Source organism: Bradyrhizobium sp. AZCC 1721, from assembly GCF_036924715.1.
Lineage (GTDB): Bacteria > Pseudomonadota > Alphaproteobacteria > Rhizobiales > Xanthobacteraceae > Bradyrhizobium.
The window spans coordinates 6132119-6157418 of the sequence record NZ_JAZHSB010000001.1 but is presented as its reverse complement, the minus strand read 5'-3'; the positions used below and the strand labels follow the sequence as shown (position 1 = coordinate 6157418).

20 protein-coding genes and 1 pseudogene are annotated in these 25300 nt (G+C 62.8%); 12 read left to right on the top strand and 9 right to left on the bottom strand.

Translation table 11 applies throughout. The annotated features are described in order from the left end of the window. Positions 1 to 15 precede the first annotated feature (15 nt). On the bottom strand, positions 16 to 1638 hold the full coding sequence (locus tag V1273_RS29360; protein WP_334411700.1) for an AMP-binding protein: 1623 nt from the start codon (positions 1636 to 1638) through the stop codon (positions 16 to 18). A gap of 201 nt (positions 1639 to 1839) precedes the next feature. Between V1273_RS29360 and V1273_RS29355 the strand changes: the two genes are divergently transcribed. The 5 genes and pseudogenes from V1273_RS29355 to V1273_RS29335 all read left to right on the top strand — a co-directional run bounded on the left by V1273_RS29355 (position 1840) and on the right by V1273_RS29335 (position 6658). Next, on the top strand, positions 1840 to 3483 hold the full coding sequence (locus V1273_RS29355; RefSeq protein ID WP_334411699.1) for an ATP-dependent acyl-CoA ligase: 1644 nt from the start codon (positions 1840 to 1842) through the stop codon (positions 3481 to 3483). A 72-nt stretch (positions 3484 to 3555) separates the two neighbouring features. Next, positions 3556 to 3810, top strand: coding sequence for a DUF3551 domain-containing protein (locus V1273_RS29350; RefSeq protein ID WP_334364839.1), 255 nt, complete (start codon positions 3556 to 3558; stop codon positions 3808 to 3810). 97 nt (positions 3811 to 3907) lie between these two features. Then, a pseudogene (gene pgm, locus V1273_RS29345) lies at positions 3908 to 5549 on the top strand (phosphoglucomutase (alpha-D-glucose-1,6-bisphosphate-dependent)). A gap of 243 nt (positions 5550 to 5792) precedes the next feature. Then, on the top strand, positions 5793 to 6149 hold the full coding sequence (locus V1273_RS29340) for a hypothetical protein (RefSeq protein ID WP_334364837.1): 357 nt from the start codon (positions 5793 to 5795) through the stop codon (positions 6147 to 6149). A gap of 62 nt (positions 6150 to 6211) precedes the next feature. Continuing rightward, positions 6212 to 6658, top strand: a complete 447-nt coding sequence (locus V1273_RS29335; RefSeq protein WP_334364836.1) for a helix-turn-helix domain-containing protein — start codon at positions 6212 to 6214, stop codon at positions 6656 to 6658. A gap of 191 nt (positions 6659 to 6849) precedes the next feature. Here V1273_RS29335 and V1273_RS29330 read toward each other — a convergent pair whose 3' ends face one another. After that, positions 6850 to 7404, bottom strand: a complete 555-nt coding sequence (locus V1273_RS29330; protein WP_334364835.1) for a hypothetical protein — start codon at positions 7402 to 7404, stop codon at positions 6850 to 6852. Positions 7405 to 7454: 50 nt separating this feature from the next. After that, positions 7455 to 7760 (bottom strand): hypothetical protein, encoded by a 306-nt coding sequence (locus tag V1273_RS29325; protein WP_334411698.1) that lies wholly within the window; start codon positions 7758 to 7760, stop codon positions 7455 to 7457. A gap of 12 nt (positions 7761 to 7772) precedes the next feature. Here V1273_RS29325 and V1273_RS29320 point away from each other — a divergent pair, with 12 nt between their 5' ends. Together V1273_RS29320 and V1273_RS29315 are read left to right on the top strand one after the other, a co-directional pair. Beyond that, the gene (locus tag V1273_RS29320; RefSeq protein WP_334411697.1) at positions 7773 to 8834 is read left to right on the top strand and encodes a YcaO-like family protein; all 1062 of its coding nucleotides are present in this window, start codon (positions 7773 to 7775) and stop codon (positions 8832 to 8834) included. A gap of 39 nt (positions 8835 to 8873) precedes the next feature. After that, positions 8874 to 10973: a BTAD domain-containing putative transcriptional regulator gene (locus tag V1273_RS29315; RefSeq protein WP_334411696.1), complete on the top strand. Its 2100-nt coding sequence runs from the start codon at positions 8874 to 8876 to the stop codon at positions 10971 to 10973. Here the strand turns inward: V1273_RS29315 and V1273_RS29310 are convergent, their stop codons facing one another. After that, positions 10974 to 11384, bottom strand: a complete 411-nt coding sequence (locus V1273_RS29310; RefSeq protein WP_171583683.1) for a hypothetical protein — start codon at positions 11382 to 11384, stop codon at positions 10974 to 10976. A gap of 41 nt (positions 11385 to 11425) precedes the next feature. After that, a complete protein-coding gene (locus tag V1273_RS29305) occupies positions 11426 to 13171 on the bottom strand; it encodes a hypothetical protein (RefSeq protein WP_334364833.1) in 1746 nt (581 codons plus the stop codon). Positions 13172 to 13572: 401 nt separating this feature from the next. On the opposite strand from V1273_RS29305, the gene V1273_RS29300 reads away from it, so the two are divergent. Continuing rightward, the gene (locus V1273_RS29300) at positions 13573 to 14448 is read left to right on the top strand and encodes a dihydrodipicolinate synthase family protein (protein ID WP_334364832.1); all 876 of its coding nucleotides are present in this window, start codon (positions 13573 to 13575) and stop codon (positions 14446 to 14448) included. 22 nt (positions 14449 to 14470) lie between these two features. On the opposite strand, the gene ftsH is transcribed toward V1273_RS29300, so the two are convergent. Continuing rightward, on the bottom strand, positions 14471 to 16312 hold the full coding sequence (gene ftsH, locus V1273_RS29295; protein ID WP_334364831.1) for an ATP-dependent zinc metalloprotease FtsH: 1842 nt from the start codon (positions 16310 to 16312) through the stop codon (positions 14471 to 14473). Between the two features lie 321 nt (positions 16313 to 16633). On the opposite strand from ftsH, the gene V1273_RS29290 reads away from it, so the two are divergent. Together V1273_RS29290 and V1273_RS29285 are read left to right on the top strand one after the other, a co-directional pair. Next, entirely contained in the window at positions 16634 to 17734 is a 1101-nt protein-coding gene (locus tag V1273_RS29290; protein ID WP_334380290.1) for a S1C family serine protease, read from the top strand. A 145-nt stretch (positions 17735 to 17879) separates the two neighbouring features. Then, entirely contained in the window at positions 17880 to 20207 is a 2328-nt protein-coding gene (locus V1273_RS29285; protein ID WP_334411695.1) for a xanthine dehydrogenase family protein molybdopterin-binding subunit, read from the top strand. Positions 20208 to 20398: 191 nt separating this feature from the next. On the opposite strand, the gene V1273_RS29280 is transcribed toward V1273_RS29285, so the two are convergent. From V1273_RS29280 to V1273_RS29270, 3 genes are read right to left on the bottom strand one after another with little or no spacing between them, the layout of a single operon-like run. After that, a complete protein-coding gene (locus tag V1273_RS29280; protein ID WP_334411694.1) occupies positions 20399 to 21595 on the bottom strand; it encodes an acyl-CoA dehydrogenase family protein in 1197 nt (398 codons plus the stop codon). A gap of 13 nt (positions 21596 to 21608) precedes the next feature. Then, the gene (locus tag V1273_RS29275) at positions 21609 to 22742 is read right to left on the bottom strand and encodes an acyl-CoA dehydrogenase family protein (RefSeq protein ID WP_334411693.1); all 1134 of its coding nucleotides are present in this window, start codon (positions 22740 to 22742) and stop codon (positions 21609 to 21611) included. A 22-nt stretch (positions 22743 to 22764) separates the two neighbouring features. After that, the gene (locus tag V1273_RS29270) at positions 22765 to 23616 is read right to left on the bottom strand and encodes an enoyl-CoA hydratase (RefSeq protein WP_334380293.1); all 852 of its coding nucleotides are present in this window, start codon (positions 23614 to 23616) and stop codon (positions 22765 to 22767) included. A 163-nt stretch (positions 23617 to 23779) separates the two neighbouring features. On the opposite strand from V1273_RS29270, the gene V1273_RS29265 reads away from it, so the two are divergent. After that, complete coding sequence (locus V1273_RS29265; RefSeq protein WP_334411692.1) at positions 23780 to 24388, top strand: LemA family protein; 609 nt, start codon at positions 23780 to 23782, stop codon at positions 24386 to 24388. Between the two features lie 20 nt (positions 24389 to 24408). Further along, entirely contained in the window at positions 24409 to 25299 is an 891-nt protein-coding gene (locus V1273_RS29260; protein ID WP_334411691.1) for a TPM domain-containing protein, read from the top strand. The last annotated feature ends 1 nt before the right edge of the window (position 25300 follow it).

Here is a 25300-nt window from a genome sequence, read left to right as displayed (position 1 = left end):
GCCGGTACCCGCGGCTCAGGCGTGTCGTAGCTTCGCCTTCAGCGCGCGCATGTCGATCGCGCGATTGGCGCTGACGGCGGCAGCCGCCAACGTCTTGATCTCGCCCCGGGCGAGCTTGCGCGTTGACGACAGCGGCAACTCGTCGAGGATGGCGACGTAGCCGGGCACCTTGTGATAGGCGAGGCGCTCGGCGCAGGTTTCGACGATCGAAGCCGCCAGCGCGGCACCATCATCAACCTCCATGTTCGGCACAATGAAAGCAAAGACCTCTTCGCCGCGGATATCGTCAGGAACGGGCGTCACCGCGCAGCCGCCGATGCGCGTGTCCATGTAAAGCGCGCTTTCGACTTCGAGCACGCCGATGTTCTCACCGCTGCGGCGCACGATGGTCTTCTTGCGATCGAAGAAATACAGAAGCCCGTCCTCGTCGGCGAAAACCAGATCGCCCGTGTGGAACCAGCCGTCCTGCCAGGCCGCTTCGGTGGCTTCCTCGTCCTTCAGGTAACCGCTGAAGAATCCGGCTCGGGCATTGTCGCCCTTTGCGCGGACCAGCAATTCGCCAGGCTTTCCAGGCGCGACATCGGAGCCCTGATCGTCAACGAGGCGATACGTCATATCTGATGATGGCCGGCCGACGCAGCGCGCGCCAAACCCCGCGGGCTCACGGGCGGTGGTCGTCGCCGCCGCACCCCCGGTCTCGGTCATGGCCCAGGCCTCGACGATCGGGATGCGGTAGCGCTCCTCGAAGGTGGCGCGGTGGCGGACATCGACGCCGGGCGCGAAGGCGAAGCGCACGCGATGCTGCCGTTCCACTTCAGTTACAGGCAATTGCAGCAGGATGGCCGGGATGACGCCCAGACAATGCACGACGGTGGCGCCACTATCGGCCACGCACTGCCACCAGCGAGTGGCGTGGAAGCGGTCGAGCGGCACCACAGCGCCGCCGAGCACCATCATGCCGACGGCGCTGCAGCCGAGCGCGTTCATGTGAAACATCGGCAACGGCGTCAGGTTGATCTCGCGGTCCGGCCTTAGCTCTGCCACGCCGCCTTGCGCGAGGTACCAGTCGGCGACCTGCAGAAAATAGCGGTTCGAGAGCATGCAGCCCTTTGGCTTGCCGGTGCTGCCTGAAGTGAACAGCAGCGCGCATTCATCATTGTACTCGGGGCTTTGGGCGCTGACGTTCGTCTGGCACGGTGGAATGCGGCTATCGGTATCGATCAGGCGGGCGCGGCCGAGCACCGCATCTTTAGTCACATGGATGCGATCGAGCGTCGCCACGAGCAGGTCGGCCTCCGACAACTCAAGCTGGAAGGACAGTTCATCGGAGCGGACGTCGGGGTTGATCGGAACGATCGAAACCCCGAGCGCATTGAGCGCGAGCCAATGGAGAAAGAAGACCGGACGATTTTCGAGCAGCAAGGCGACCCGCGCCCCGCGTCCGTAGCCGGCGGTCGCGTATTCGGCACGCAGACGCTCGACCTCGGACCTAAAGGCGCCGTATTCGATCTTGAAACCTTCTGGTGCGTAGGGCAGTTGCGCACTCGCAGGCGCCAGCAGGAATGGTGCGTCCGGCCGCCTTGCAGCCGTGGCGGCGAAAGCATCGGATGGCGATCGATACGGAATGTTGAGACTCATTGCGAGCGTCGCTCCCATTCATGTCCTGCCGCCGGACGCAGGTAGGCGGAAGTCCGCATGCAGCGCTTGCTGCAGCGGTCTTCGTCGAATACTTTAAGCCTAAACTATATTGCTGGCCAATAGCGATCTATCGCAGACCAGCCCGGCGAAGCTTGGAAGTGGTCTTGGAAGTGGCCTTGGAGTTGGGCCTTGGAGGTGCGTATGCAGGCAGGTGATAGTGGCGCGGCCGGGCAGCGGCGGGGTGGGTCGATCTGGCCGCAGGCGGCTGAGCGTTTTCCGCCGGCGGATCGAATTCTCTCGACCATTTTGACACGGCAAGCCGCGCGGTACCGTGACCGCACCCTGTTTGTCTTTGGCGAAACACGATGGAGCTATGCTGAAACGGCTGCAATCGCCGCTGCGTCGGCCGCGCGCCTGATGCAGGCCGGAATTCGCGCCGGCGACCGCGTCGCGCTGATGTGCTCGAATCGACCGGAATTCCTGGAAATCTATGTCGGCTGCGCCTGGATGGGCGCCGTCACGGTGCCGATCAACACCGCGCTGCGCGGTATCCAGCTCAGCCACATCCTGCGCAACTCCACGCCGAATCTGCTGGTGATCGAGTCGTGCTTCATGCCCGCCATCGACACGCTGGAAAGCGACGTCGCGCCGCCGGATACTGTCTGGACAATCGACGAAGGTGTCGCGTCTCAACTCGCGCCCGGATCGATCTCGCCGCTGCCGGCGCTCGGCGAAGGAGCGCCGCCCGCGCCAGTGCAGCCAAGCGACACGGTCGCGATCCTCTACACGTCGGGCACCACAGGTCCTTCCAAGGGCGTTTGCTGCCCGCAGGCGCAGATGTTCTGGTGGGGCGTCTATTCGGCGCGTGCGCTCGACATTCGCGACGGCGACGTCCTGTTCACGACGCTGCCGCTGTTCCACACCAACGCGCTGAACGCGTTCTATCAGGCGCTCCTCAACGGCTGCACCTACGTGCTCGAGCCGAAATTCTCCGCCTCCGGTTTCTGGGCCGCGGCGCGCCGACATCAGGCAACGGTCGGTTATCTCCTTGGCGCGATGGCCGTGATGTTGCTGGCACAGCCCTCGTCAGCGAACGACACCGCGCATTTCGTGCGTGTAGCGCTCGGTGGCGGCGTGCCCGGCCAATTTCACGGTCCGTTCCTCGAGCGTTTTGGCGTGCCGCTGCTCGACGGTTACGGTTCGACCGAGACGAATTTCGTGTTCGCGGGCACGATCCCATCCGATCGCCCCGGCACCATGGGCTATCTCGTCGAAGGCGTGGAGGCTTGTATCGTCAGCTCCGAGGACGAACCCCTGCCTGACGGTGAAGCCGGCGAGCTGTTGTTACGCGCGCGCGAACCGCTCGCGTTTGCGACGGGATATTTCGCAATGCCCGACAAGACGGCCGAAGCCTGGCGGAATCGGTGGTTTCACACCGGCGACCGGGTCGTGCGCGATGCGGATGGCCACTATCGCTTCGTCGACCGAATGAAAGATTCGATCCGCCGGCGCGGCGAGAATGTTTCGTCCTGGGAGGTGGAGCATGTGTTGCTGAAGCATCCGGCGATCGCTGCCTGCGCGATCTATCCGCTGCCGTCCGAGCTCGGCGAGGACGAGGTTGCGGCGGCGGTCCAGCTCGAAACCGGCCAGACGCTTGATCCTGTCGAGATCATCAGTCATTGCGAGGGCAAGATGGCCTATTTCGCGATTCCGCGCTTTGTCCGGATCGTCACCGAGATGCCGTTGACCGAGAACGGCAAGATACGCAAGGCCGCGCTGCGCGAGGCTGGGAAGACTCCGGACACCTGGGACCGCGATGCCGCCGGATACAAATTGCGTCGTTAAAATCAGGCGCGGCCTTGGTGCGTCGCTTGCTTCACGGCGTTCTTCAGATCGGTTGTCCCGAAGGAGCTCCCAATGCGCGTATTGGCTTGGACGATTCTGACGCTTGGAGCGGTCTTGGCGCCCGCGCTCGCATGCGCCCAGGCCTATGATCCAAACTACCCGGTTTGCCTGCAAACCTATGCCATCGGTGGCGGCCATATCGACTGCAGCTTTGCTTCGCTGGAGCAGTGCGCCGCGTCTGCTTCGGGCCGCGCGGCCCAATGTTTGAACAATCCGTACTTTGCGCAAGGCGTCAGGAAACCGCCCCGGCAGCGCGGCGTTTACTAAAGGTGGCATCGGCTGGCGTCGCAGACGTGACGCCCGATTTTGCCCAAGCCAAGGCTTGCACCTATAATCCGGCGAAACCATCATCCCGTGAGGTCATGTGACTGCCCCCAATCCCGCTGCCGGCAAACCGGTCGATTCCGCCTCCCTCGTCAACGTACCGCGGTTGATAACGGCCTATTTTGCGTCGAAGCCGGATCCGTCCGATCCCACCCAGCGTGTTGCGTTCCGGCACCTCGGGCCATCGCGGGACGTCGTTGAAGAACTCGTTCAACGAAAATCATATCCTGGCAACGACGCAGGCGATCTGCGATCACCGCCGCGAGACGGGACTGACCGGTCCGCTGTTCATCGGCATCGATACCCATGCGCTGGCCGAGCCGGCGCTGGCGAGCGCGGTAGAAGTGTTTGCCGCCAACGGCGTCAACATCATGATCGACGAGGGCAGCGGTTATACGCCGACGCCCGTCATCTCGCATGCAATCCTGAGTTACAACAAGGGGCGAACGAGCGGACTTGCCGATGGCGTTGTCATCTCGCCGTCGCACAATCCGCCAGAGGATGGCGGGTACAAATATAACCCGCCGCATGGCGGCCCGGCCGATACCGACGTAACGGCCAAGGTTGAGAGGGCTGCCAATACCTACATCGAAGCCGACATGAAGGGCGTTGCGCGGATGCCGTATGAGCGTGCGCGCAAGGCGCCATCGACGCATCTGCACGACTACATCCGTCCCTATGTCGCCGATCTCGGCAATGCCGTAGACATGGCGCTGATCAAATCGTCCGGCGTGAGAATCGGGATCGATCCGCTGGGCGGCGCCGCCGTTCACTACTGGCAGCCGCTGATCGAGCACTACGGAATCAACGCAACTGTCGTGAACGACGCCGTCGACCCGACGTTTCGCTTCATGACGGTGGACTGGGATGGAAAGATCCGGATGGATTGTTCCTCGCCGTTCGCGATGGCAAGCCTGATCCAGATGCGCGACAAGTTCGACGTCGCCTTCGCCAACGACACCGATGCCGATCGGCACGGCATCGTGACCCGCACCGGCGGGCTGATGAATCCGAACCATTTTCTCGCGGCGGCGATCGCGTACCTGTTCGCGCATCGGCCGCAATGGGGCAGCGAGGCCGCGATCGGCAAGACCATCGTCTCCAGTTCGATCATCGACCGTGTCGCGAAAAAGCTGAACCGCAAGCTGGTCGAAACCCCGGTCGGTTTCAAATGGTTCGTCGATGGCCTTGGCACCGGCGGCTTCGGATTCGCGGGCGAGGAAAGCGCCGGCGCATCGTTCCTCAAGCGCGATGGCTCGGTCTGGACGACCGACAAGGACGGCATGGTGATGGGGCTGCTCGCCGCCGAAATGCTCGGTCGCACCGGCCGCGATCCGAGCCAGCAGTTTGCCGCCCTCACCGCCGAGCTCGGCGTGTCCTTCTATGAGCGGATCGACGTGCCGGCGACGCCCAAACAGAAGAGCGCGCTAAAGGCACTTGGGCCGGAGCAGCTCAACATGCACCAGCTTGCCGGTGAACCGGTCAGCGCGATTCGGACCCGGGCGCCGGGTAACGATCAATCGTTCGGTGGCATCAAGGTGGAGTCCGAGGTGGGATGGTTCGCCGCGCGGCCATCGGGCACCGAAGACGTCTACAAGATCTATGCCGAGAGTTTTCGGGACCAGAATCACCTGAAGACGATTCAGCAGGATGCCCAGCGGGCCATAGCAAAGGCTTTCTGACTGCCACGCCGCGAGGCGGTTGGAAGATGTGTAACGGGTAAATGCCAGACCGCCGCCGAACGGCGGCAGAGTATTGCATATTGCGCCTGGCTGCCCAAAGCTGCACCAGTTCGGCACAGCCTGGAACCTGGCAACGGAATTTCAGGTCACCGTTGCGCTTGCGATCACGCTGAAATCACGAGAGCCCACGCAGTGTTAGGCTCGGGAGTTAGCTGCCAGAAAGCCGTACCGAACGGGCGGCCTGTGAGCTATCGCGAGGTACCGGGGGATGAAATGAGTGCGGAATCGGTTGTCTACTATCTGAATCGCGTGCCGGAGAGCGATCCGAACGACCAAACCGAATGGCTTGTAACGGCGTTGGGGCAGTATACCGGCGCGGAATTGCGGGAACTGCTCTATGTCGCGGAAGAACCTGGCTTCTTTGAATTAATGCGCGGGCTGTTTGCGCTCCCGGATGAGAGCCGTGCCGCCCTGCAACATTTCCTTGAAACCGGTCACCCGCCGGCCATGAAGGCGGCGATCGACCCGAAAGGCCGGTTGACCATCGAGCATGTCACCGAGGAGAAGCGGATAAAATTGCTTCCCAGGATCGCAAATTAGCACCTGCGTCTCCCTGAGGTTGTGCTAGAATCTCCCAGCTTGAATAGTTGGGGAGCCTGCCGATGGCGACGAGGAAGTCAGGCCCGCTCGATGCGATGGTGGGCGTCAGGATTCGCCTGTTTCGCGTCAACCGTGGCATCAGCCAAGCCATGCTTGCGGAACGCATCGGCGTCACTTTTCAACAGGTGCAGAAATACGAGCGGGGCGCCACCCGGGTTGGTGCCAGCCGGTTGGCGCAAATCGCTTCCGTGCTCGACGTTTCGGTCGGTGAGTTGTTCGAATCTTCCCGGCCCGGATCTCCCGGCTTGAATTCACCGGTTCATTTGCTCGCCGAGCCGGGCGCCTTGCGCGTTCTCAAGGCCTATGCACGAACGCCCCCACGCGTGCGGCGTTGCGTCGCCAAGCTGGTTGAAAGCATCGGCGATCGAACGGCGGGGGCGAAGGCCACGGTTGCGCGGCTGAATACTGTCGATCGCGGCGATCGACGGAGGTTTCCCTCGCGAGGATAGTCTTTCGTAGAAGACGTGCGGCAACCTCGTGCCGCCCCGTTTCTGCCGCTGGAGCGTTTTCCAGCGAAAGCCTGCCCCGGATTTTGATCCGGGGTGGATACCGGTTCACGTTAAGAAAACGCGTCAAAACAAGAATCGAGAGCCCGGTTCTGATTAAATCAGAACCGAAAGGCTCTAGTCCGCTCGCGGCTTCAGCCGGTCGCGCGAATCGCAAACCGCTCCGGCGGCCTGCTGCCGGGAATGAACTCGCCGATCCAGTCGCGGCGCGTTGCTTCGATATGCCAGGACATCGCCTCAGCCGAATAGGGTGCCGGATCGGGAATGTCCTTGCGGATCTCCTTGCCGTCGAGCCAGCCGCAGCTATGCGAATAGCGCGTCTTGCAGACGAGATGGACATCGCCGTGATCCTGCAGCAGCACGTATCCGTCGGCCGGAAAAAACGTGCCGGCAAGCTCGATCGCAGCAGGCAACTGGCGCACCAGCAGGAATGTGCTGGTGGATTGCGTCTCCGATTCGGAAACCAGCAAGCCGACCAGGCTGTGGATTGGCGCGATCGCCTGCGGTGCAACCAATGCGAGAGGCTCCGTGATCGGGCCGGCTGTCGCAATCGAAAGATATTCACCCTCCGGTCCCCAACGGCAGGCGATCAGCCACTCGCGGCTGCGGCTGCGAATCAAGGTCGGCTTGGCGTAATCCGATCGAGCAATATCTGCTGCCATGGCTATGACGAAGGCTTTCGCGAGCATAAGTTCCTCCAGGGCGAGGGCGGACTGGCCTCACGTCCGGAGTCTGCACGTCAAGTCGTGAGGTCACCGTGAGCGGTACCGAAAATTCGATGCAGAAATTGTTCGCGCGCGCTGCATCGTTGCTTCTTGGCAACGATGTGGACGCAGCCGGCGATCACGATGCCAGACTCATCCTTCAGGCGCTGGAATATGCCGAAGAATCCAGCAACGGGATTGATTCGCAGCTCGCGAATCGCGCGCATTTGCTGATCGCTGCTTCCCGATTTGCGCGCGTGTTCGAACTGGCCTCGCCCGATGCGCCAGGCCTGATCAGCTTTGGCGCACAATTCGATCCAGCGCTTGCCGATCCCTTGCATGAGGAAAGCCCGATGGTCGGCGTTTCCGGCGTCGGTCTGACGTTGCGGGAAGCGTTTCAGGGCTGCATCGGCGAGGGCATCGAGTACCTCTCTCAATTGCAGACCGGAACCGACCTGTTGCTCAAACCCGGCGTCGACGATTGGGCCGGAAAGCTCGGGCCGAAGGCGCTGGAGTTGGTCGCTGCCGTTTCGGAACGCCGCATGCAACCGGAGCGAGCGCTTTCCTGGTGTCGCGCAACACGACTGACCGACGGCGGCGAGGTGTTGCTTCCGGCGGACATCTGCCTGCGGCGGCCGCCAGCGCAACGCGAGTTTGCGCCGCCGTTCCCGCTGAGCATCGGATCGGCCGCCGGTCCGTCACGAGACGCCGCAGCGCTGCATGGCCTCTTGGAATTGATCGAGCGCGATGCTGCCAGCCTGTGGTGGCGAGGCGGTCAGTTGCCGCGATCGATTCCGCCGCAGCATGAAGCGGGCATCGCAGCGGAGGGCTTGTTGCGGCAGCTTCGGGATGGCGCACCGATGCTGCGCCGGACATGGCTGCTCGATATTACGACGGATATCGGCGTGCCCTGCGTCGCGGCGGTCTCCTGCCGGGCGGACGGTTCCGGTTTCGCCTTCGGCCTCGCCGCGCGGCCGTCCCTCGAGGCCGCAGTTCGCTCGGCGATTCTCGAAATGTGCCAGCTCGAACTGGCCGACATCGTCGTCGCAACCAAACGCAGGGAACGCGGCGATGACGCGCTCAACGCACAGGATCGCATCCACCTGCAGCGCGCAGCGATCAACGCCGACGAGTGCAGATTGCTGCAGCCGGTCGCAGAGTGCGCGGCCCACCTGTCCCTTGCCGCAACTGAAGCGAGCGTCATATTTGGATTGATCGTACAGCGTTTGGAAAAGCTCGGAATCGAAACATTCTACCTCGAACTCACGCGCCAGCGTTTCGCCATTCCAGTGGTCCGCGTGATCGCCCCGGGCCTGCAACTCGAGCCATCCGAAATCGTCACGGCCAGGCTGCAGGATGCGATGGCGGGGAGTGGAGGCGGCGCAACCTATACCGGGGGCGTCCCTTTGATATAGAGTGGCGGGAATTAACCAACCGGTTCCGGAAACCGTTTCATGCCGGCCAGTGCCAACGCCATGACATCAGACAATGCCGCGGCGGCGCCCGAAAGCGCTCCGCGTCTGTCGGTATCGCTGGTCGGCCGGCTCGGCGTGCGGTTCAACGGCCGCCCGATCGAACTGCGAACCCGCAAGGCCGGGGCGGTCCTTAGTTATCTTGCGCTATTGGAGACCAAGCAGGAGAGCCGCGAGCGGCTGGTCGGCCTGCTGTGGAGCCGTTCCGACGAGGAAAAGGCGCGTGCCTCGCTGCGGCAGGTCGTGCGCGAACTGCGGGCGATGTTCGAGGAGGCCGGCTACGACGGCTTTGTCGCGGAGCGGCTCCTGATCGGCCTCGACGTTGGACGAATCGAAGTCGATATCGAAAGCGTGATTCAACTCGCCGAAGGCGGGCGCGTTCACCCGCTGCTGCTCGACACCCCGCAGCTCGACGGGCGCTTGCTCGAAGGAATGGACGATCTCGACCCGTCGTTCCGGGTCTGGGTGCTGGCGAAGCGGCAGACCATCCATGAACGGCTGATGCGCAATCTCGACGAGGGCTTGACCTCCGCAAGCGTAGCCGCCGAGTCCAAAAAGAGGATTGCGGCCGCGATCGTCAATCTCGATCCGACTCATGAATACGCCTGCCGCTATCTGATGCGGGCGCATGCGGAGGAAGGCGATATTGCCGGCGCGCTGCGCATCTACAAGGCGCTGTGGGACCTGCTCGATCGCGACTACGCCATGGAGCCGTCGTCGGCCACCGAAGAACTCGTCGCGAACATCAAGCTCGGCATTCTGGAGCGCGCGCCGGCCGATCGGGCCGCATCGGCAGCGAATGATGAATTCGCTGTCAGGATGGTCAGAGGGACCGCCGCCCAGCCGGTAGTCCCGATGGCGCCACCGGTCAATGCACCTGCCAAGACGCGCCTGGTGCTGCGGCCCTTTGCGATGCACGGTGTCGACGAGGACCACAGCCATCTGGTGCAGGGCTTCTCCCAGCATCTCGCTGCCTGTCTCGTGCGCTTCCGGGAATGGAGCGTCGTCGATCGTCCTCCGGCGGCCCTCGTGCTTCCGGCGGGTACGTCTCCGCAATACTGTATCGAGACCACCGCCTACCAGGCGGGTGCCGAAATCAACATCGTGATGGTGCTTCGGGACGATACCACCGGGATTTACGTCTGGAGCGAAAGCTTCCGACTCGGCCTCGGCAACTGGTTCGAAACACAGCAGCGCATCATCCGCCGGATCGCCACCTCCCTGAACGTGCAGCTCTCGACCGAACGGTTGATGCGGTTGGCCGGTGAGCCCGACGTATCGCTCGACCTGCATGACCGCTGGCTGCGCGGACAGAACCTCATGTCGAAGTTCGATCCCGAAAGCTGGCGGCGGGCAGTCGCCATTTTTCGCGATGCCATCCGCGACAATCCGAGCTTCTCGCCCTGCTACAGCAGCCTCGTGCAGATGAACAACATCGAGCATCTGGTGCATCCCGGGATCTTTCGCGATCTCGAAAAGGCCAAGGCCACTGTGGAACTGGCGAAGACCGCCGTTCAACTGGATCCGGTCGATTCCAGGGCGCATCTGTGCTGCGGCTGGTCCTATGTGATGGCGCTTCGGGAAGCCGAAGCTGCGCCGCACATGGCGCTTGCCTGCGAGCTCAATGACAATGACCCGTGGACGTTGCTGTCGAGCGCTCACTATGAGGTCTTCTGCGGATCAATCGAGCAGGCCCGGCTCAGGGCCGATCAAGCGCTGACGCTCTCACCTGCGCCTTCCTATCTTGAATGGGCCTATCATTGCACTATTCGTTTTCTGTGCGGCGACTACGCAGGCGCCGTCGAGGCCTGCGATCGCGCCAATAGCGTCGGGCGGACATTACCCGCATGGCGGACCGCTGCGCTGTTCTATCTTGGGGAGTTGGGGAAGGCGCGCGAAGAAGCCCAGCGCTTCGTGAATGGATTACGTTCATTTTGGATCGGTACATCGACCCCGACCGACGAGGCTGTCGTGCGGTGGGTCATGCAGGCTCACCCGATTAGCGTGCGAGAGCGACAGGAAACCCTTCGTCGAGGCTTGCTCGGCGCAGGGCTTCCTGTCGGGGAGATCGGCCAGCTCTGACTAGGCGCAGAAGCTGATCGTGTAGTCGCCGATACGCTCGGCATGCACCTTGAATTTGTCGGCTTCCGGAATCACCGGATCCATCCCGTTGAACAGCCGCTTGTAGAACGGCGGAAGCGGGTAGGTTGCGCCTGGCTTGCTGAGCTTCTCTTCGGAATCCGCGATCGCCACGGCGGGCGGCAAGCGCACCACGATTGTGTCCATCTGCTGCTCAACGAACTTCACCTTCGTATAGCGATCCGGCACCGTCATGAACACCTGCGCCTTGGCGAGTTGCTCCTTGAACTCCTCGACGGTGGTCGGGATCGGGTATTCGTTATCGTCGTCAAGATAGTTCTTGCCCGTCGACCAGGTCTTTACGAGGTTGCCCCAGCGCTCATGGTTGGTCACTTGCATTCTTTCGAGGGCCATAGTTTCTACTCCTCCGGGTTGCGCGAGACGGACAATTCCGCTCACAAAAATGCAGGCACGGCCTGCTGCAGCTCAGCAATTTCGGTAGTCAACTCCACCAACTGCGCCATGTTTGAGATCTCTGGAATGTCCTGAAGTACGTTCGTCAGGTAAAATTCGCGGGAAACGAGATCCAGTTGATCGACGAGCGCGCCGCCTCCGCCGGTCGATTGCGGGACGCTCGCGAGCGCCCCGAATATCACTTCCGATACGATGATCGAACCGAGCAGCCCGAGTTGCAGGCCCTCCGTCTGCTGCATCGCCTCGAACAGGATGAAAAACGGCAGCGGCGGATCGTTCGAAAGGGTTTCAATGTCCTCGTCCGTGAGCGCGCCGTAGGCCGGTGTCGAAACGAGCCATTCGCGAAGCTGATTGACACGGTGGGCGCGGTCGGCAAGCAGGCGCGACGTGGCGATGAACTGCGGCCGCCTGCAGCTGATCTCGGCAATCAGTGCATCTACCGACCACATGCCGGCGAGGCCGGCGCCGAGCAGGTCGCGATAGAGCAGGCCGACCCGTTCCGTCTCGTCGAACGCCGGAAAGATCTGGTCATTGCCGAGCCCATCGCTGAGATGTGGTCCGATGCGGCGGCTCAAATTTGGCGTCGAGCCGTTGATCTCGAAAAAGCGCGACCATTGCACCATCCAGGTCTCGTCGAGCGGCATGTTTGCCGGGTCGTTTACCGAGCTCTTTTCAAGCGTATTGTTGAGATCATGGAGCGACAGGTCGTTGATCTGGTATTCGGGTCGCACCATGGCGTGACCGAAGCGGAATGCGCCGTGCGAAAACTCGAACGGAATTTCCCAATCTCCGATCGCAAGACCTTCGCCTGATGCGAGACGGTCGATGAAGTGTGGGGCAGGCCCGCAGTAGCTCGCGTAGATCGCCGGATGAATCACCCGTCGCATCAGGTCGTTGCGGATGATGTTGTGATAGATGGCCGTCAATGCGCCGCGGGCGCACAGGAAGCGCTTGTAGGCGGCGCCGAACTGGCCGTTTGGCCCCGCTTCGCCTTCGCGGCGGCGAATGATATCGACGAGCCCGTTGTGCAGCAGCGCAAACAACGCGGTGAGCTGGGACATCACGGCGTGATCGTCATTGCGCGGATCGGCGACTAGCGCTTCAGTGAGTGCAACGCGGACACCCTTGATACTGCGATCAATGCCCGTCACGTTCTCGGCGGGGGTCCGTGCGATATCGCGAAATGGGCAGCCGGTCGCCGACTGCTTTTCCTTCCAGCGCATTCGCCCGAGCCGCAGCTTGGTGCGACGGTCGTCATTCGGCGCGTCGAGTGCATAGATGTGCGGAGATCCGACCGGGCCGCTGCCGTACAGCGTCTCCAGCCGAAGCGGGGTGCGGCGGGCGTTGGTCGTCCCTCGGCCGAGCCCTCCCGCAACCGAAAGCGGAATCGCCGAGTGAACCAGATCATGCGCAATGAACTGCAGCAGATAGGTATAGCCCGAGGGGATGCAGGGATTTTCCCAATATTCCAGTGATCGAACCTGATGTGACGGCCATTTTATGGCAGCATCCATTCGCCGCGACAGGCGATGCATCAATCCGCGAAGCTTTGCATGGTGTGACGGCGACTCGAGCGGATCGATACCGAAGGCGCGGAAGCGCTGCGACGGAGCGGGCGTGCCGAAGAAATGACGAAAGCCGGGAGTCGTTGCCGACGAAATAGGGGCGCGCGTATCGAGTTCTGAAGTTCGGAACGAGGATGCGTCGGCGACCTTCTGCACAGCCATCAGAACTGCTCTCGCTTGATCAATGCGGCGAGATTGGAAAGAAAGTCGTGAAATAATCGTGAGTTAAATCGTTAGAACCTGTGGACATATGTGGACATCTTTTGGTCATTCTGCGGGCCGCTCACGCCTGTTTCACGATTGGTGACGCGGCGGCATGACCAGTGGCGGCTGGCATAGAAGCGCGTGTGAAGCTGATTGAGGCAGCACCCTTGGCGCGCCATTTCGGCCAATGCTCGCGGTGATAATTGTCGTATCAGGAGCGGTGTGCGCTGCCGCGCTCGATACCTGCATCAAGGCACGCAAGTGAAGGCAAACCCGGCGTGATGTTTGCGAAACATTGCCTTGGACCGGCATTCCGGATAGCCATGGCATATACTTCCCGCTTGAGGCGCTTTCCTTCCATGGCTGACTTCCACGGCGTCTTTCCCTATCTCGTGTCACCGATCGATGCTTCCGGCGAAATTCGCACCGAGGTGCTGGGCCGATTGTGCGACGACCTCATCAAGGCGGGCGTGCACGGGCTGACGCCGCTGGGATCGACCGGCGAGTTCGCCTATCTCAACCAGGCGCAGCGTGCCAGCCTCGTGCAGACTACGATCGAAGCCGCGAACGGCCGCGTGCCGGTGATCGCTGGCGTCGCCTCGACATCGACGGCAGATGCGGTGGCGCAGGCGAAGGCGTATCAGAAGCTCGGCGCCGACGGCATTCTCGCGATCATGGAGGCTTACTTCCCGGTCGCCGACGCGCAGGTCGAATCCTATTTCCGCGCCATCGCCGACGCGGTCGACATTCCCGTCGTGATCTACACCAATCCGCAATTCCAGCGCTCCGACCTCACGCTCGACGTGATTGCGCGGCTCGCGACCCATCCGCGCATCGGCCACATCAAGGACGCCTCCACCAATACCGGCCGGCTACTGTCGATCATGAACCGCTGTGGCGAGGCGATCCGCGTGTTCTCCGCATCCGCCCATATCCCCGCGGCGGTGATGCTGATCGGTGGGGTGGGCTGGATGGCCGGTCCTGCCTGCATCATCCCGCGGCAGAGCGTCGAGCTCTACAAACTCTGCAAGGCGGCGCGCTGGGATGAGGCGATGGCGCTGCAGCGCAAACTGTGGCGCATCAACGAGGCTTTTGCGCGGTTCAACCTCGCCGCCTGCATCAAGGCCGGACTCGACATCCAGGGTTACGCGGTCGGCGATCCCATCCCGCCGCAGGTGGCGCTGACGGCCGAGCAGCGCAAGGTGGTCGAGGCGGCGCTGCGCGATCTCGGATAAGCGCAGCAGCTTGCGAGCATGGCTAGATAGCCCGCAGCGCCTCCTTCGGCGTTTCGCGCATCAGCGCTTCGAGGTCGCTCTGCTCCAGGGTTTCCTTCTCCAGAAGTTTTTTCGCCGCGCGATCCAGGATCGCACGGCGCGCCTGCAGGATGCCCTGCGCGCGGTCGAACACCCGATCGACGATCGCGCGAACCTCCTCGTCGACTGCCGCAGCGGTTTCGTCGGCATAATCGCGCTCGCGCGTGGGGAAGGGCCGATCGGCGCCGGCCAGGAAACTGCCGGGATCGCGCTCGTAGGCGACGCCGCCGAGTCTTTCGGACATGCCGTAGCGCGTCACCATGCTGCGGGCGATGTCGGTGACGCGGCGAAGATCGTCGGCGGCGCCGGTGGACAGGTGGCTGAACACGATCAACTCCGCCGCCCGGCCGCCGAGCAGCACCGCCATCTTGTTCTCCAGTTCCTCCTTGGTCATCAGGAAGCGATCCTCGATCGGGCGCTGGATGGTATAGCCGAGCGCGCCGACGCCGCGCGGGATGATCGACACCTTGTGCACGGGATCGACGCCCGGCAGCGACAGCGCGATCAAGGCGTGCCCCATCTCGTGATAGGCAACGATCTCGCGCTCCTTCGGATTCAGCAGCCGGTTTCGTTTCTCCAGCCCCGCGACCATGCGCTCGACCGCGTTGTTGAAATCGGTCATTGCGACGGCAGTGGCGCCGCGCCGTGTCGCCAGCAGCGCGGCTTCGTTGACCAGATTGGCAAGGTCGGCGCCGGTGAAACCGGGCGTCAGTGCAGCGACCGCCTCGGCATCAACGCCGGAGTCGAGCTGCACCTTCTTCATATGAACTTTGAGAATTTCGGTGCGGCCCTTCTTGTCGGGGCGGTCGACCAGCACCTGGCGGTCGAAGCGACCGGCGCGCAGAAGCGCCGGATCCAGGATTTCCGGCCGGTTGGTGGCGGCGAGGATGACGAGGCCGGAGCGCGAGTCGAAGCCGTCGAGTTCGACGAGAAGCTGATTGAGCGTTTGCTCCTTCTCGTCGTGGCCGCCCGCAAACGGCCCGATGCCGCGGGCGCGGCCGAGCGCGTCGAGTTCGTCGATGAAGATGATGGCAGGCGCTTTCTGATGTGCCTGCTGAAACAGGTCGCGCACCCGCGCCGCGCCGACGCCGACGAACATCTCGACGAATTCCGAACCTGAAATCGAGAAGAACGGCACCTTGGCCTCGCCGGCCACCGCCTTGGCCAGCAGCGTCTTGCCGGTGCCGGGCGGACCGACCAGCAGCACGCCCTTGGGCATACGCCCTCCGAGCCGTCCGTAGTCGGTCGGATTTTTCAGGAAGTCGACGACCTCGCGCAGTTCGTCCTTGGCTTCGTCGACACCGGCGACATCGGAAAAATTCACGCCGGTATTGGACTCGACATAGATCTTGGCCTTGCTCTTGCCGATCGCCATCAGCCCGCCGCCAAGGCCGCCGCCTTCTGCAGCGCGTCTGGCGATGTACCACCACAGACCGAAGAACAGGAGCACCGGCATGACCCAAGACAGCAGGTCACGCAGGAAAGTGCTCTCGATCTGGCCGGTGAATTTTACGTTGTATTTCTCGAGCTCTTGTGCGGTCTCCTGATCGACACGCGTGGTGACGAACTGCTTTTGTCCGCCGGACAGCGGCTCCTTCAAGGTGCCCTGCACGGTGCGGTCGGAGATGCCGACGGTCGCGACCTTTCCCTGCTTCAGCAATTGCTGATATTCGCTGTAGGGAATGATGGCGATCTGGCTCGCCGTGGAAACGAAATATTGGATGATGAAGACGGCAAAGATCGCGGCGATCGCATATCCGATATTGAAACGCGTCTTGTTGTTCATCTCGCAACTCCGGACGCCCTGTCGCAGGAAGCCGCATCGGGACCTTTGCCTGATGGCCATGCCAGGCGCCCGATCAGGACCGGCGGCGCAATGACGGACTGCGGCTTTAGAACAATTAGAATGGCAGGATTTGGTTTCAAGGCCGCACCGCTTGCGCGACAAGCCGTCATGCATAAATCACTCAACCGGCCCGATTTTGCCGTATGATTAAGTCTCTGAAAGTTCAGAAACTTTAGTCCGGCCAGGACGTTTGGTGGGTGATGATGCCCGGCCTGCTTAATCTTCCGCATCGCGCTTTGCGCGATATCAAATGAGTGATCGATGAATCGTCGCTTCGCGCTTTCATTAGCCGCCATCGCAGCCGTACTGGTGGCGTTGACCGTCTCCAATATCCGCTACAGCCCGTGGACCAATACAGTCGCCCGCAGCGTCGACCAGCGGGGCCCACTGTCTGACGCCGAGCGCGCAAACATCGAGCTTTTCGAGCGGGTCTCGCCGTCTGTCGTGCAGGTCGCGGCACGATCCGCCGTGGCCAATCCCTTCGAAGAAGAGGAAGGCCCGGCAGCCTCCGGCCGGGCGGCATCCGGCACTGGCTTTATATGGGACAGTAGCGGTCATGTGGTCACCAACAATCACGTCGTGCAAAATGGCCGCGAGGTAGCCGTTCGCTTCGCCTCAGGCGAGGTGGCCCAGGCTTCAATCGTCGGCGTTGCACCGAACTACGATCTGGCGGTGCTGCGGATCAGGAATCCGCGTCAGTTGCCGCCGCCGGTGGCGCTTGGCAGTTCTAACGACCTCAAGGTAGGCCAAATTGCATTTGCGATCGGTAACCCATTCGGACTAGATCAATCGCTGACGAGCGGAATCATCAGCGCGCTCAAGCGGCGGCTACCGACCAGCAGCGGTCGCGAGATCGCCAACGTGATCCAGACCGACACCGCGATCAATCCCGGCAATTCCGGTGGCCCCCTTTTGGACTCGGCGGGACGGTTGATCGGCGTCAACACGGCCATCATCTCGCCCTCCGGCTCCAGCGCCGGCATCGGCTTCGCCATTCCGGCCGATATCGTCAATCGTATCGTGCCCGAACTCATCAAGAATGGTCGGGTGCCGACCCCTGGAATCGGGATCGTCGCCGCCGGCGAAGCCGTTGCGACGCGCATGGGCGTCGAAGGGGTGATCGTCGTGCGTACCGCGCCCGGAGGTCCGGCCGAACGGGCTGGCATCCGTGGCGTCGATTTCAACTCGGGCGCGCTCGGCGACGTGATCGTTCAAGCCGATGGTAAGCCGGTTCACCGGCTCTCCGACCTGACCGACCAGATCGAGCAGGTCGGCGCCGGCAAGAGCGTCCGCATCACACTGAAACGCGGTTCGGAAACGCGCGATGTCAACGTCGATATCGTGGATATCGGCCGCGGCTAATAGTCCCCTCTGAAGGCAGAATCGTGCCCCGCTGCGGTGCTCGCGCCCGCAGCGCTGGCTCTCTTGTTGCTGCGGGCTGAATAGTTGTCTCGCGGCGAAAAACCGCTAAAACCCCGCTCAATCCGAACAAGCTAAGGACAAACTGATGAACATTCTTCCCGGCAATATGCGTTTCGGTGCGGGCCAGCCGGTCAAGCGTTTGGAAGACCAGAGACTGCTCACCGGGAAGGGGCAGTTCATCGACGACAAGCCCGAGGAGGGCGCGCTGTGGCTTTACTTGCTGCGCTCGCCCCATGCCCACGCCAAAATCGTCTCGATCGACACGACTGATGCCGCCGGTATGCCGGGCGTCCACGCGATCTATACCGGCGCCGAGCTGGTCAAGGACGATATCGGCACCATCCCGACGCTTGCGATCTTCGAGCGGCCGGATGGATCGCCGATGACGGTGCCGCCGCGACGCCTGCTTGCCCATGAAATCGTGCGATATGCCGGCGAAGCTGTGGCCGCCGTGGTCGCGACGTCGCGCGTGCTGGCGCAGACCGCGGCCGAAGCGATCGTGGTCGATTACGAGGTGCTGCCCTCGGTGGTCGACCCTGTCGAGGCGGTGAAGCCCGGCGCACCCGTCGTATGGCCCGAGGCGCCCGACAACATCGTGGCTGCCATGAGCTACGGCGACGCCGCCAAGGTCGAGGAGGCCTTCGCCAAGGCTGCGCATGTGGTCTCGCTCGACCTAGTCAGCCAGCGGCTGGTGCCCTCCGCCATGGAGCCTCGCTCGACGATTGCCGAGATCGAGAAGAAGACCGGCCGGTTGATCCTGCACGTACAGTCGCAAACGCCCGGCTCGACCCGGGACCTGCTGGCGGAATCCATTCTGAAGCGACCGAAGGATAGCGTCCGCGTGCTGGTCGGCGACATCGGCGGCGGCTTCGGCCAGAAGACCAGCCTCTATCCCGAAGACGGCATCGTTGCTTACGCCGCGACCAAGCTGAACAAGAAGATCCGCTGGCGCGGCGACCGCACCGACGAGTTCGTCGGCGGCACCCATGGCCGAGATCTTACCTCGACCGGCGAATTCGCGCTCGACGCCAAGGGCCGCGTGCTCGCTTACCGCGTGCGTTCGATCGGAGGCACCGGCGCGTACTCGTCGGGGACCGCGAATATCATTCCGCTGGTGCTCGGGCCCTTCGTGCAGACCGGCGTCTACGATCTGCCGCTGGTGCATTTTGAGGTGAAATCGGTGATGACCCACACCGCACCGGTCGGCGCCTATCGCGGCGCCGGGCGGCCCGAAGCCGTGTTCATCGTCGAGCGGCTGATGGATGCCGCCGCGCGTCAGATCGGAATCGACCCGCGTACCATCCGCAAGCTGAACTACATCAAGCCGGCGCAACTGCCCTACACCAATGCGGTCGGGCAGGTGTACGATTCCGGCGCCTTCGCGCACATGCTGTCGCGCGCCTCCGAGCTTTCGGACTGGGATGGTTTTAACGCGCGCAAGAAGGCGGCGAAGAAGAAGGGCCTGCTCTACGGTCGCGGCCTTACCAGCTATATCGAATGGACCGGCGGGCGCGCGCATACCGAAAAGGTCAGCCTGCACGCGACCGCGGAAGGCCGCATTATCCTGCATTCCGGCACCATGGCGATGGGGCAGGGCCTGCAGACCACTTACACGCAAATGGTATCCGATACGCTCGGAATTCCCATGGACAAGATCGACGTCGTGCAGGGCGATACCGATCTCGCTACCGGCTTCGGCAGCGTCGGTTCGCGCTCGCTGTTTGTCGGCGGCACGGCAGTTGCGGTTTCGAGCAACGACATGATCCAGAAGGCGCGCGAGAAGGCCTCGAACGTGCTGGAAACGTCCATCGAGGATATCGAATACCGCGACGGCTGGCTGACGGTGGTCGGCACCGACAAGCGCATCAGCCTGTTCGAGATCGCGAAGAACGAGGATGGCGCGCGGCTCTCCGTCGATACCGAAGGCGAAGTCGACGGCCCTAGCTGGCCGAACGGCACGCATATCTGCGAGGTCGAAATCGATCCGGAAACCGGCGTCAGTAAGGTGGTGCGCTACACGACGGTCGATGACGTCGGCGTTGCCGTCAACCCGATGCTGGTGACCGGTCAGGTGCACGGCGGTGTCGCCCAAGGCATCGGGCAGGCGCTCTATGAGGGCGTCGCCTACAGCGAGGAAGGGCAGCTATTGACCGCGAGTTACCAGGACTACTGCGTGCCGCGCGCCGACGACATTCCGCCGATCGCGGTGGCGCTGGACGATTCCGCGCCGTGCCGCACTAATCCGCTCGGCGCCAAAGGCTGCGGCGAATCCGGCGCCATCGGCGGGCCGCCCTGCGTCACCAACGGCGTGATGGACGCGTTGAGCGAGCTCGGCATCAAGCAACTCAACACGCCGCTGACGCCGGCGAAGGTCTGGCAGGCGATAAGGGATGCGAGGGCGGCGGGGCTCTAAAACGTCCGACGTCGTTCCTTCACCCTCCCCTGGAGGGGGAGGGTCGGCACGCATCGAAGATGCGTGGCGGGGTGGGGTGACGGTCTCTCCTCCCGAACACTGTCCGAGCTGAGAGATCACCCCACCCCGTCTCACATTTCGCCGCGCTCCATGTGAGCCGACCCTCCCCCTCCAGGGGAGGGTATTCGTGCCTACAGCCCCAACACCATCTTTGCGACGATATCGCGCTGGATCTCCGACGAGCCGCCGAAAATCGTATAGGCCCTGCCGTTGAGATACTCCGGCACGACGGGAAGCAACTCCTCGGGGATTCCCGGCGCCTCGTTGAGCCGGTAGAGCGGCCGTATTGGCTCGACATAGAGCCCGTCATTGCCGATCACGTCGACGCCGAGCCGTGTCACCGCCTGGCGGATTTCGCTGACGCGCAGTTTTAAGAGCGACGACACTGCGCCGGGATTTTGCCCGGTCTGCAGCGCCGACAGCACGCGTAATTCCGTCATCTCGAGCGCGTCGATATCGACCTCGATCTCCGACATCCGCACCGCGATATCGGGATCGCCGATGGCCCGGCCGGTCGCGTGAGATTCGGCAAGGCTAGAGACCGTCTTCAGCGCTTCGCGCAGCTTGGCCGAGGCGATGCCGGAGCCGCGCTCGAACTCGAGCAGATACTTGCCGTAGGTCCAGCCCTTGCCTTCCTCGCCGACGCGGTTGGCGATGGGCACCCGTACGTCGTCGAAAAACACCTGGTTGACCTCGTGGTCGCCGCCGATGGTCAGGATCGGCCGCGTGGTAATGCCCGGGGTCTTCATGTCGATCAGGATGAAGGAGATGCCGTCCTGCTGCCGCTCGGTCTCGTTGGTGCGCACCAGCGCGAACATCCGGTTGGCGTGGTGGGCGTGCGTGGTCCAGATCTTGGTGCCGTTGATGATGTAGTCGTCGCCGTCGCGCGCGGCTCGGGTTTTCAGCGAGGCGAGGTCGGAGCCGGAGCCCGGCTCGGAATAGCCCTGGCACCAATAATCCTCGCCCGAGAGAATCCGCGGCAGATAAAAGTTCTTCTGCTCGGGCGAGCCGAAGCCGATGATGACCGGGCCGACCATCTTGACGCCCATCACGTTCACATTGGGCACGCCGGCGCGGGCGCATTCGGCCTCAAAAATCCAGCGTTGCGCCGGCGTCCAGTCCGGCCCGCCATATTCCACCGGCCAGCCCGGCGCGCCCCAGCCCTTCTTGTGCAGCGCGCGCTGCCAGGCCATGCCGATATCAGGATCGGAGAACACCGAAGGCGTCAGCGCGGTGGCGCGCTTCATCTCCGGCGTGAGGCTGGCGGCGATGAAGTCGCGCACCTCCTTTTCGAAGGCGCGCTCCTCGGCGCTGAAGGTGAGATCCATGGGTATGTTCCTTTCAAGCCTCAACGGCTCGTCCGCCGAGGGCGGCATGACGGCGATAATGATGGGCGCTGCCGCCGAACAGCATCTCGAAGGCGAGCAGGCGCTTGAAGTAGGAGCCGATGTCGAGCTCTTCGGTAACGCCCATCGCGCCGTGAAGCTGGACGGATTGTTCGGCGACGAAGCGCGCGCATTTGCCGATCTTGGCTTTAGCGCCCGAGGCGGCGCGATTGCGCGCGACCGGTTCGGCATCGGCCATCAATGCCGCGCGCAGTGCCATCGAGCGCGCCTCGTCGCATTGCATGGCGATGTCGGCGAGGCGATGACGGATCACCTGATTGGCAGAGAGCGGCCGGCCGAATTGCTTTCGGATTTTGGTGTATTCCAGTGTCTGGTCGAGCAGGGCCTGCATGATGCCGACGGCTTCGGCACCGAGCGCAGCCATGGCGCGGTCGACCACGACTTCGATCGCCGGCAGCGCGTCGCTGCCGTCGCCGAGCAGGGCATCGGCGGGAAGCTGCACATCCCTGAGTTCGAGGTTGCAGGCCCGGCCGCCACCAAGCCGCGGGAAATCATGTGAGGTGAGGCCGGCGGCGCCTCGCGGCACCATGAACAGACCGATCTTGCCGTCATCGATGCGCGCCGAGACGATGATCTGCCCAGCGGCGTTGCCGTCGAGCACGGCGATCTTCTGTCCATCGATACGCCAGCCGTCAGGTGTTCTCTTCGCTGTCGTAGCCACCCTGGCAAGGTCGTAGCGCGCCTGCCGTTCGGAATGCGCGAATGCCAAAATCAGTGAACCATCGGCAATTTTGGGCAGCAGTCGCTGCTTCTGCGTTTCCGTGCCGCACTCCGCGATCAGCGAAGCGCCGATAACGACGGTGGAGAGATAAGGTTCGGTAACGAGGCCGCGTCCAAATGCTTCCATCAGGATGCCGATCTCGATAGCGCCACCGCCGAGCCCGCCATGTGCCTCGGCAATCGGCAGTGCCAGCCAGCCGAGATCGCCGAACTGCTTCCAGATATCCATGCTGAAGCCGAGCGGATCGTTCGCGATCCTGCGGCGGTGATCGGCGGTGTAAGTCTCATTGACGAAGCGGTCGGCACTTTCGCGCAGCAATCGCTGCTCGTCGCTCAGATTGAGGTCCATCTGATTTGCTTTTGCCTTTTTCTTAGCTGGCCTGCGCCGGCTTTCGGACGGACGGGTGAAGGCCCGCGGGATCCACGATCATTCCGAATTCCTGAAGATTGTGCGCGTGGCAGAGCTGATGCAGCGCGAATGCCTGCTCGATCGCCGCAGGCTGTCCCGTCACATCGACCGAGCGGTTGACGGCCTCCTTGGTCAGCTTCAGCGCGAAGGAAGGTTTTGCCGCGATCCTTTCAGCAAGCTTCATCACGAAGGGGGAAAGCTCGTCTCGCGGCACCACGTGGTTGACCATGCCGAGCCGGTGGGCTTCCTGCGCACTCCAGACGTCGGCGGTGAACAGCAATTCCTTGGCCTTGCGCGGGCCTAGCTCCCAGGGATGCACGAACCATTCGACGCCGCAGACGCCCATGGTGACCACGGGATCGCAGAACTCGGCGTCATCGCTTGCGACGATGAGGTCGCAGGCCCACGCCAGCATCAATCCGCCGGCGATGCATTTGCCATGCACTTCGGCAATCGTCGGCTTTGCGAGGTTGCGCCAGCGCCGCGTGATCTGCAGATAGATTTCCTGCTCGCGCGCAAAGCGGCCGTGGGCGTTGGGTTCGGCGAACCCGCCCCAATTTCCGACCGGCGGAAAATCCACGCCGGCAGTATTCTTGGCTCCGGGGCGCAGGTCATGCCCTGACGAAAAATGCGGGCCGTTGCCGGCGAGAACGATGACCTTGACTGCGTCGTCCTGCACCGCCTGATCAAAGGCGGTGCTGAGATCGTAGGTCATCTGCAGGTTCTGCGCGTTGCGCGCCTCGGGTCGGTTCATCACGATCCGCGCGATGCGCGGCTCCGGCCGCTCCACGACGATGGTTTCGAAAGCGGTCAATCGGCCCTCCCTCAATTATTGTTATCGGGCCATGTTGTTATTTCGGCGAATGATAGGCAAGGGCCATCGGGCTGCAAAATGAACCTGAAGCAGGCTTGCGCCTTGCATGCCAGACGCAACCAATCAAACCGGTTGGCGTTGAACTTTCCTTTGGGAGAGTTCGATGCGCAGAGTTTGGACTGTACTGGCGGCGCTGGCGACGCTGAGCCTGACCAATTGCGGCTACAACGCCATCCAGGCCAATGACGAGCGGGTCAAGTCGGGGTGGTCGGAGGTGGTCAACCAGTACCAGCGCCGCGCCGATCTGGTGCCCAACCTCGTCAATTCCGTAAAAGGCTTTGCGCAACAGGAAAAGGACGTGCTGCTCGGCGTCACCAATGCCCGCGCCAAGGTCGGCAGCATCCAGGCCACGCCAGAGGTGCTGAACGATCCCGCTGCGTTCCAGAAATTCCAGTCCGCCCAAAGTGAACTCACGAGCGCGCTGTCGCGGCTGCTGGTCGTCACCGAGAATTATCCGCAGCTCAAATCGGATACGCTGTTTCGCGATTTGATGGCGCAGCTCGAAGGCACCGAGAACCGCATCACGGTGGCGCGCAACCGCTACATCAAGGCGGTGCAGGATTACAATGTCGGCATCCGCACCTTCCCGAACAATCTCACGGCGATGGCGTTCGGCTACCAGGAAAAGCCGAATTTTGCGGTCGAGAACGAGAAGGCGATCTCGACGGCGCCGAAGGTGGACTTCAACCCGACGCCGGCGCCTGCCAAGTAGCGGCTGAAAAGGCCACTGCGATGAACGCTGCGAGAGCGTCCCTTCTTGCACTACTGCTGTGCTGGGCTGCTTCAGCTCTGGCGCTCGTCGCGGTGCCGCCCTTGAGCGGGCGGGTCGTTGACCAGACGGGCACACTCGCTGCCGGCGACGTCGCCGCGCTGACGCAGCAGCTTGGGGATCTCGAGGCGCGAAAAGGCAGCCAGATCGCCGTGCTGATCGTGCCGACGACGGACGGCGAGGCCATCGAGCAATTCGCGCTCCGCGTCGCGGAAGCCTGGAAGATCGGCCGCAAGAAGATCGACGACGGCGCGCTTCTCGTGATCGCCAAGAACGATCGCCGCTTGCGGATCGAGGTCGGTTACGGCCTCGAGGGCGCGCTGACGGATGCCACGACCAAGCGCATCATCGACGAGGACATCACGCCAAAATTCAAGAGTGGCGATTTCGCCGGCGGTGTTTCGGCAGGCGTCAACCGGATGATCGCGGTCGCCAATGGCGAGAAACTGCCGGAGCCGGAACCGCCACACTGGCAAAGTCCCGGCTTGTCCAACTATGTCGATCCGTTCAATCCATTTATCCTCGTCTTCGTTTTCATTGTCGGTGGGGTGCTGAGGGCGGTGCTCGGCCGATTCATCGGCGCGGCGGCGACCGGCGGCATCGCAGGCGTCTTCGGCTGGTTCGTTGCGGGATCGTTCGCAGTGGCGATCCTCATCGGCTTTATCGCGTTCGTCGTAAGTTTCCTCGTCCAGAACATGGGCTCGATGGGCCCAAGCGTGGGACGCCGCGGCAGGGACAGTGGATGGGTCGGTGGCAGCGCGGGCTCCTGGTCCGGCGGTGGCAGCTCCAGCGACAGCGGGTTCCGCGGTGGCGGTGGCAGCTTTGGCGGCGGCGGTGCATCGGGGAGCTGGTAGA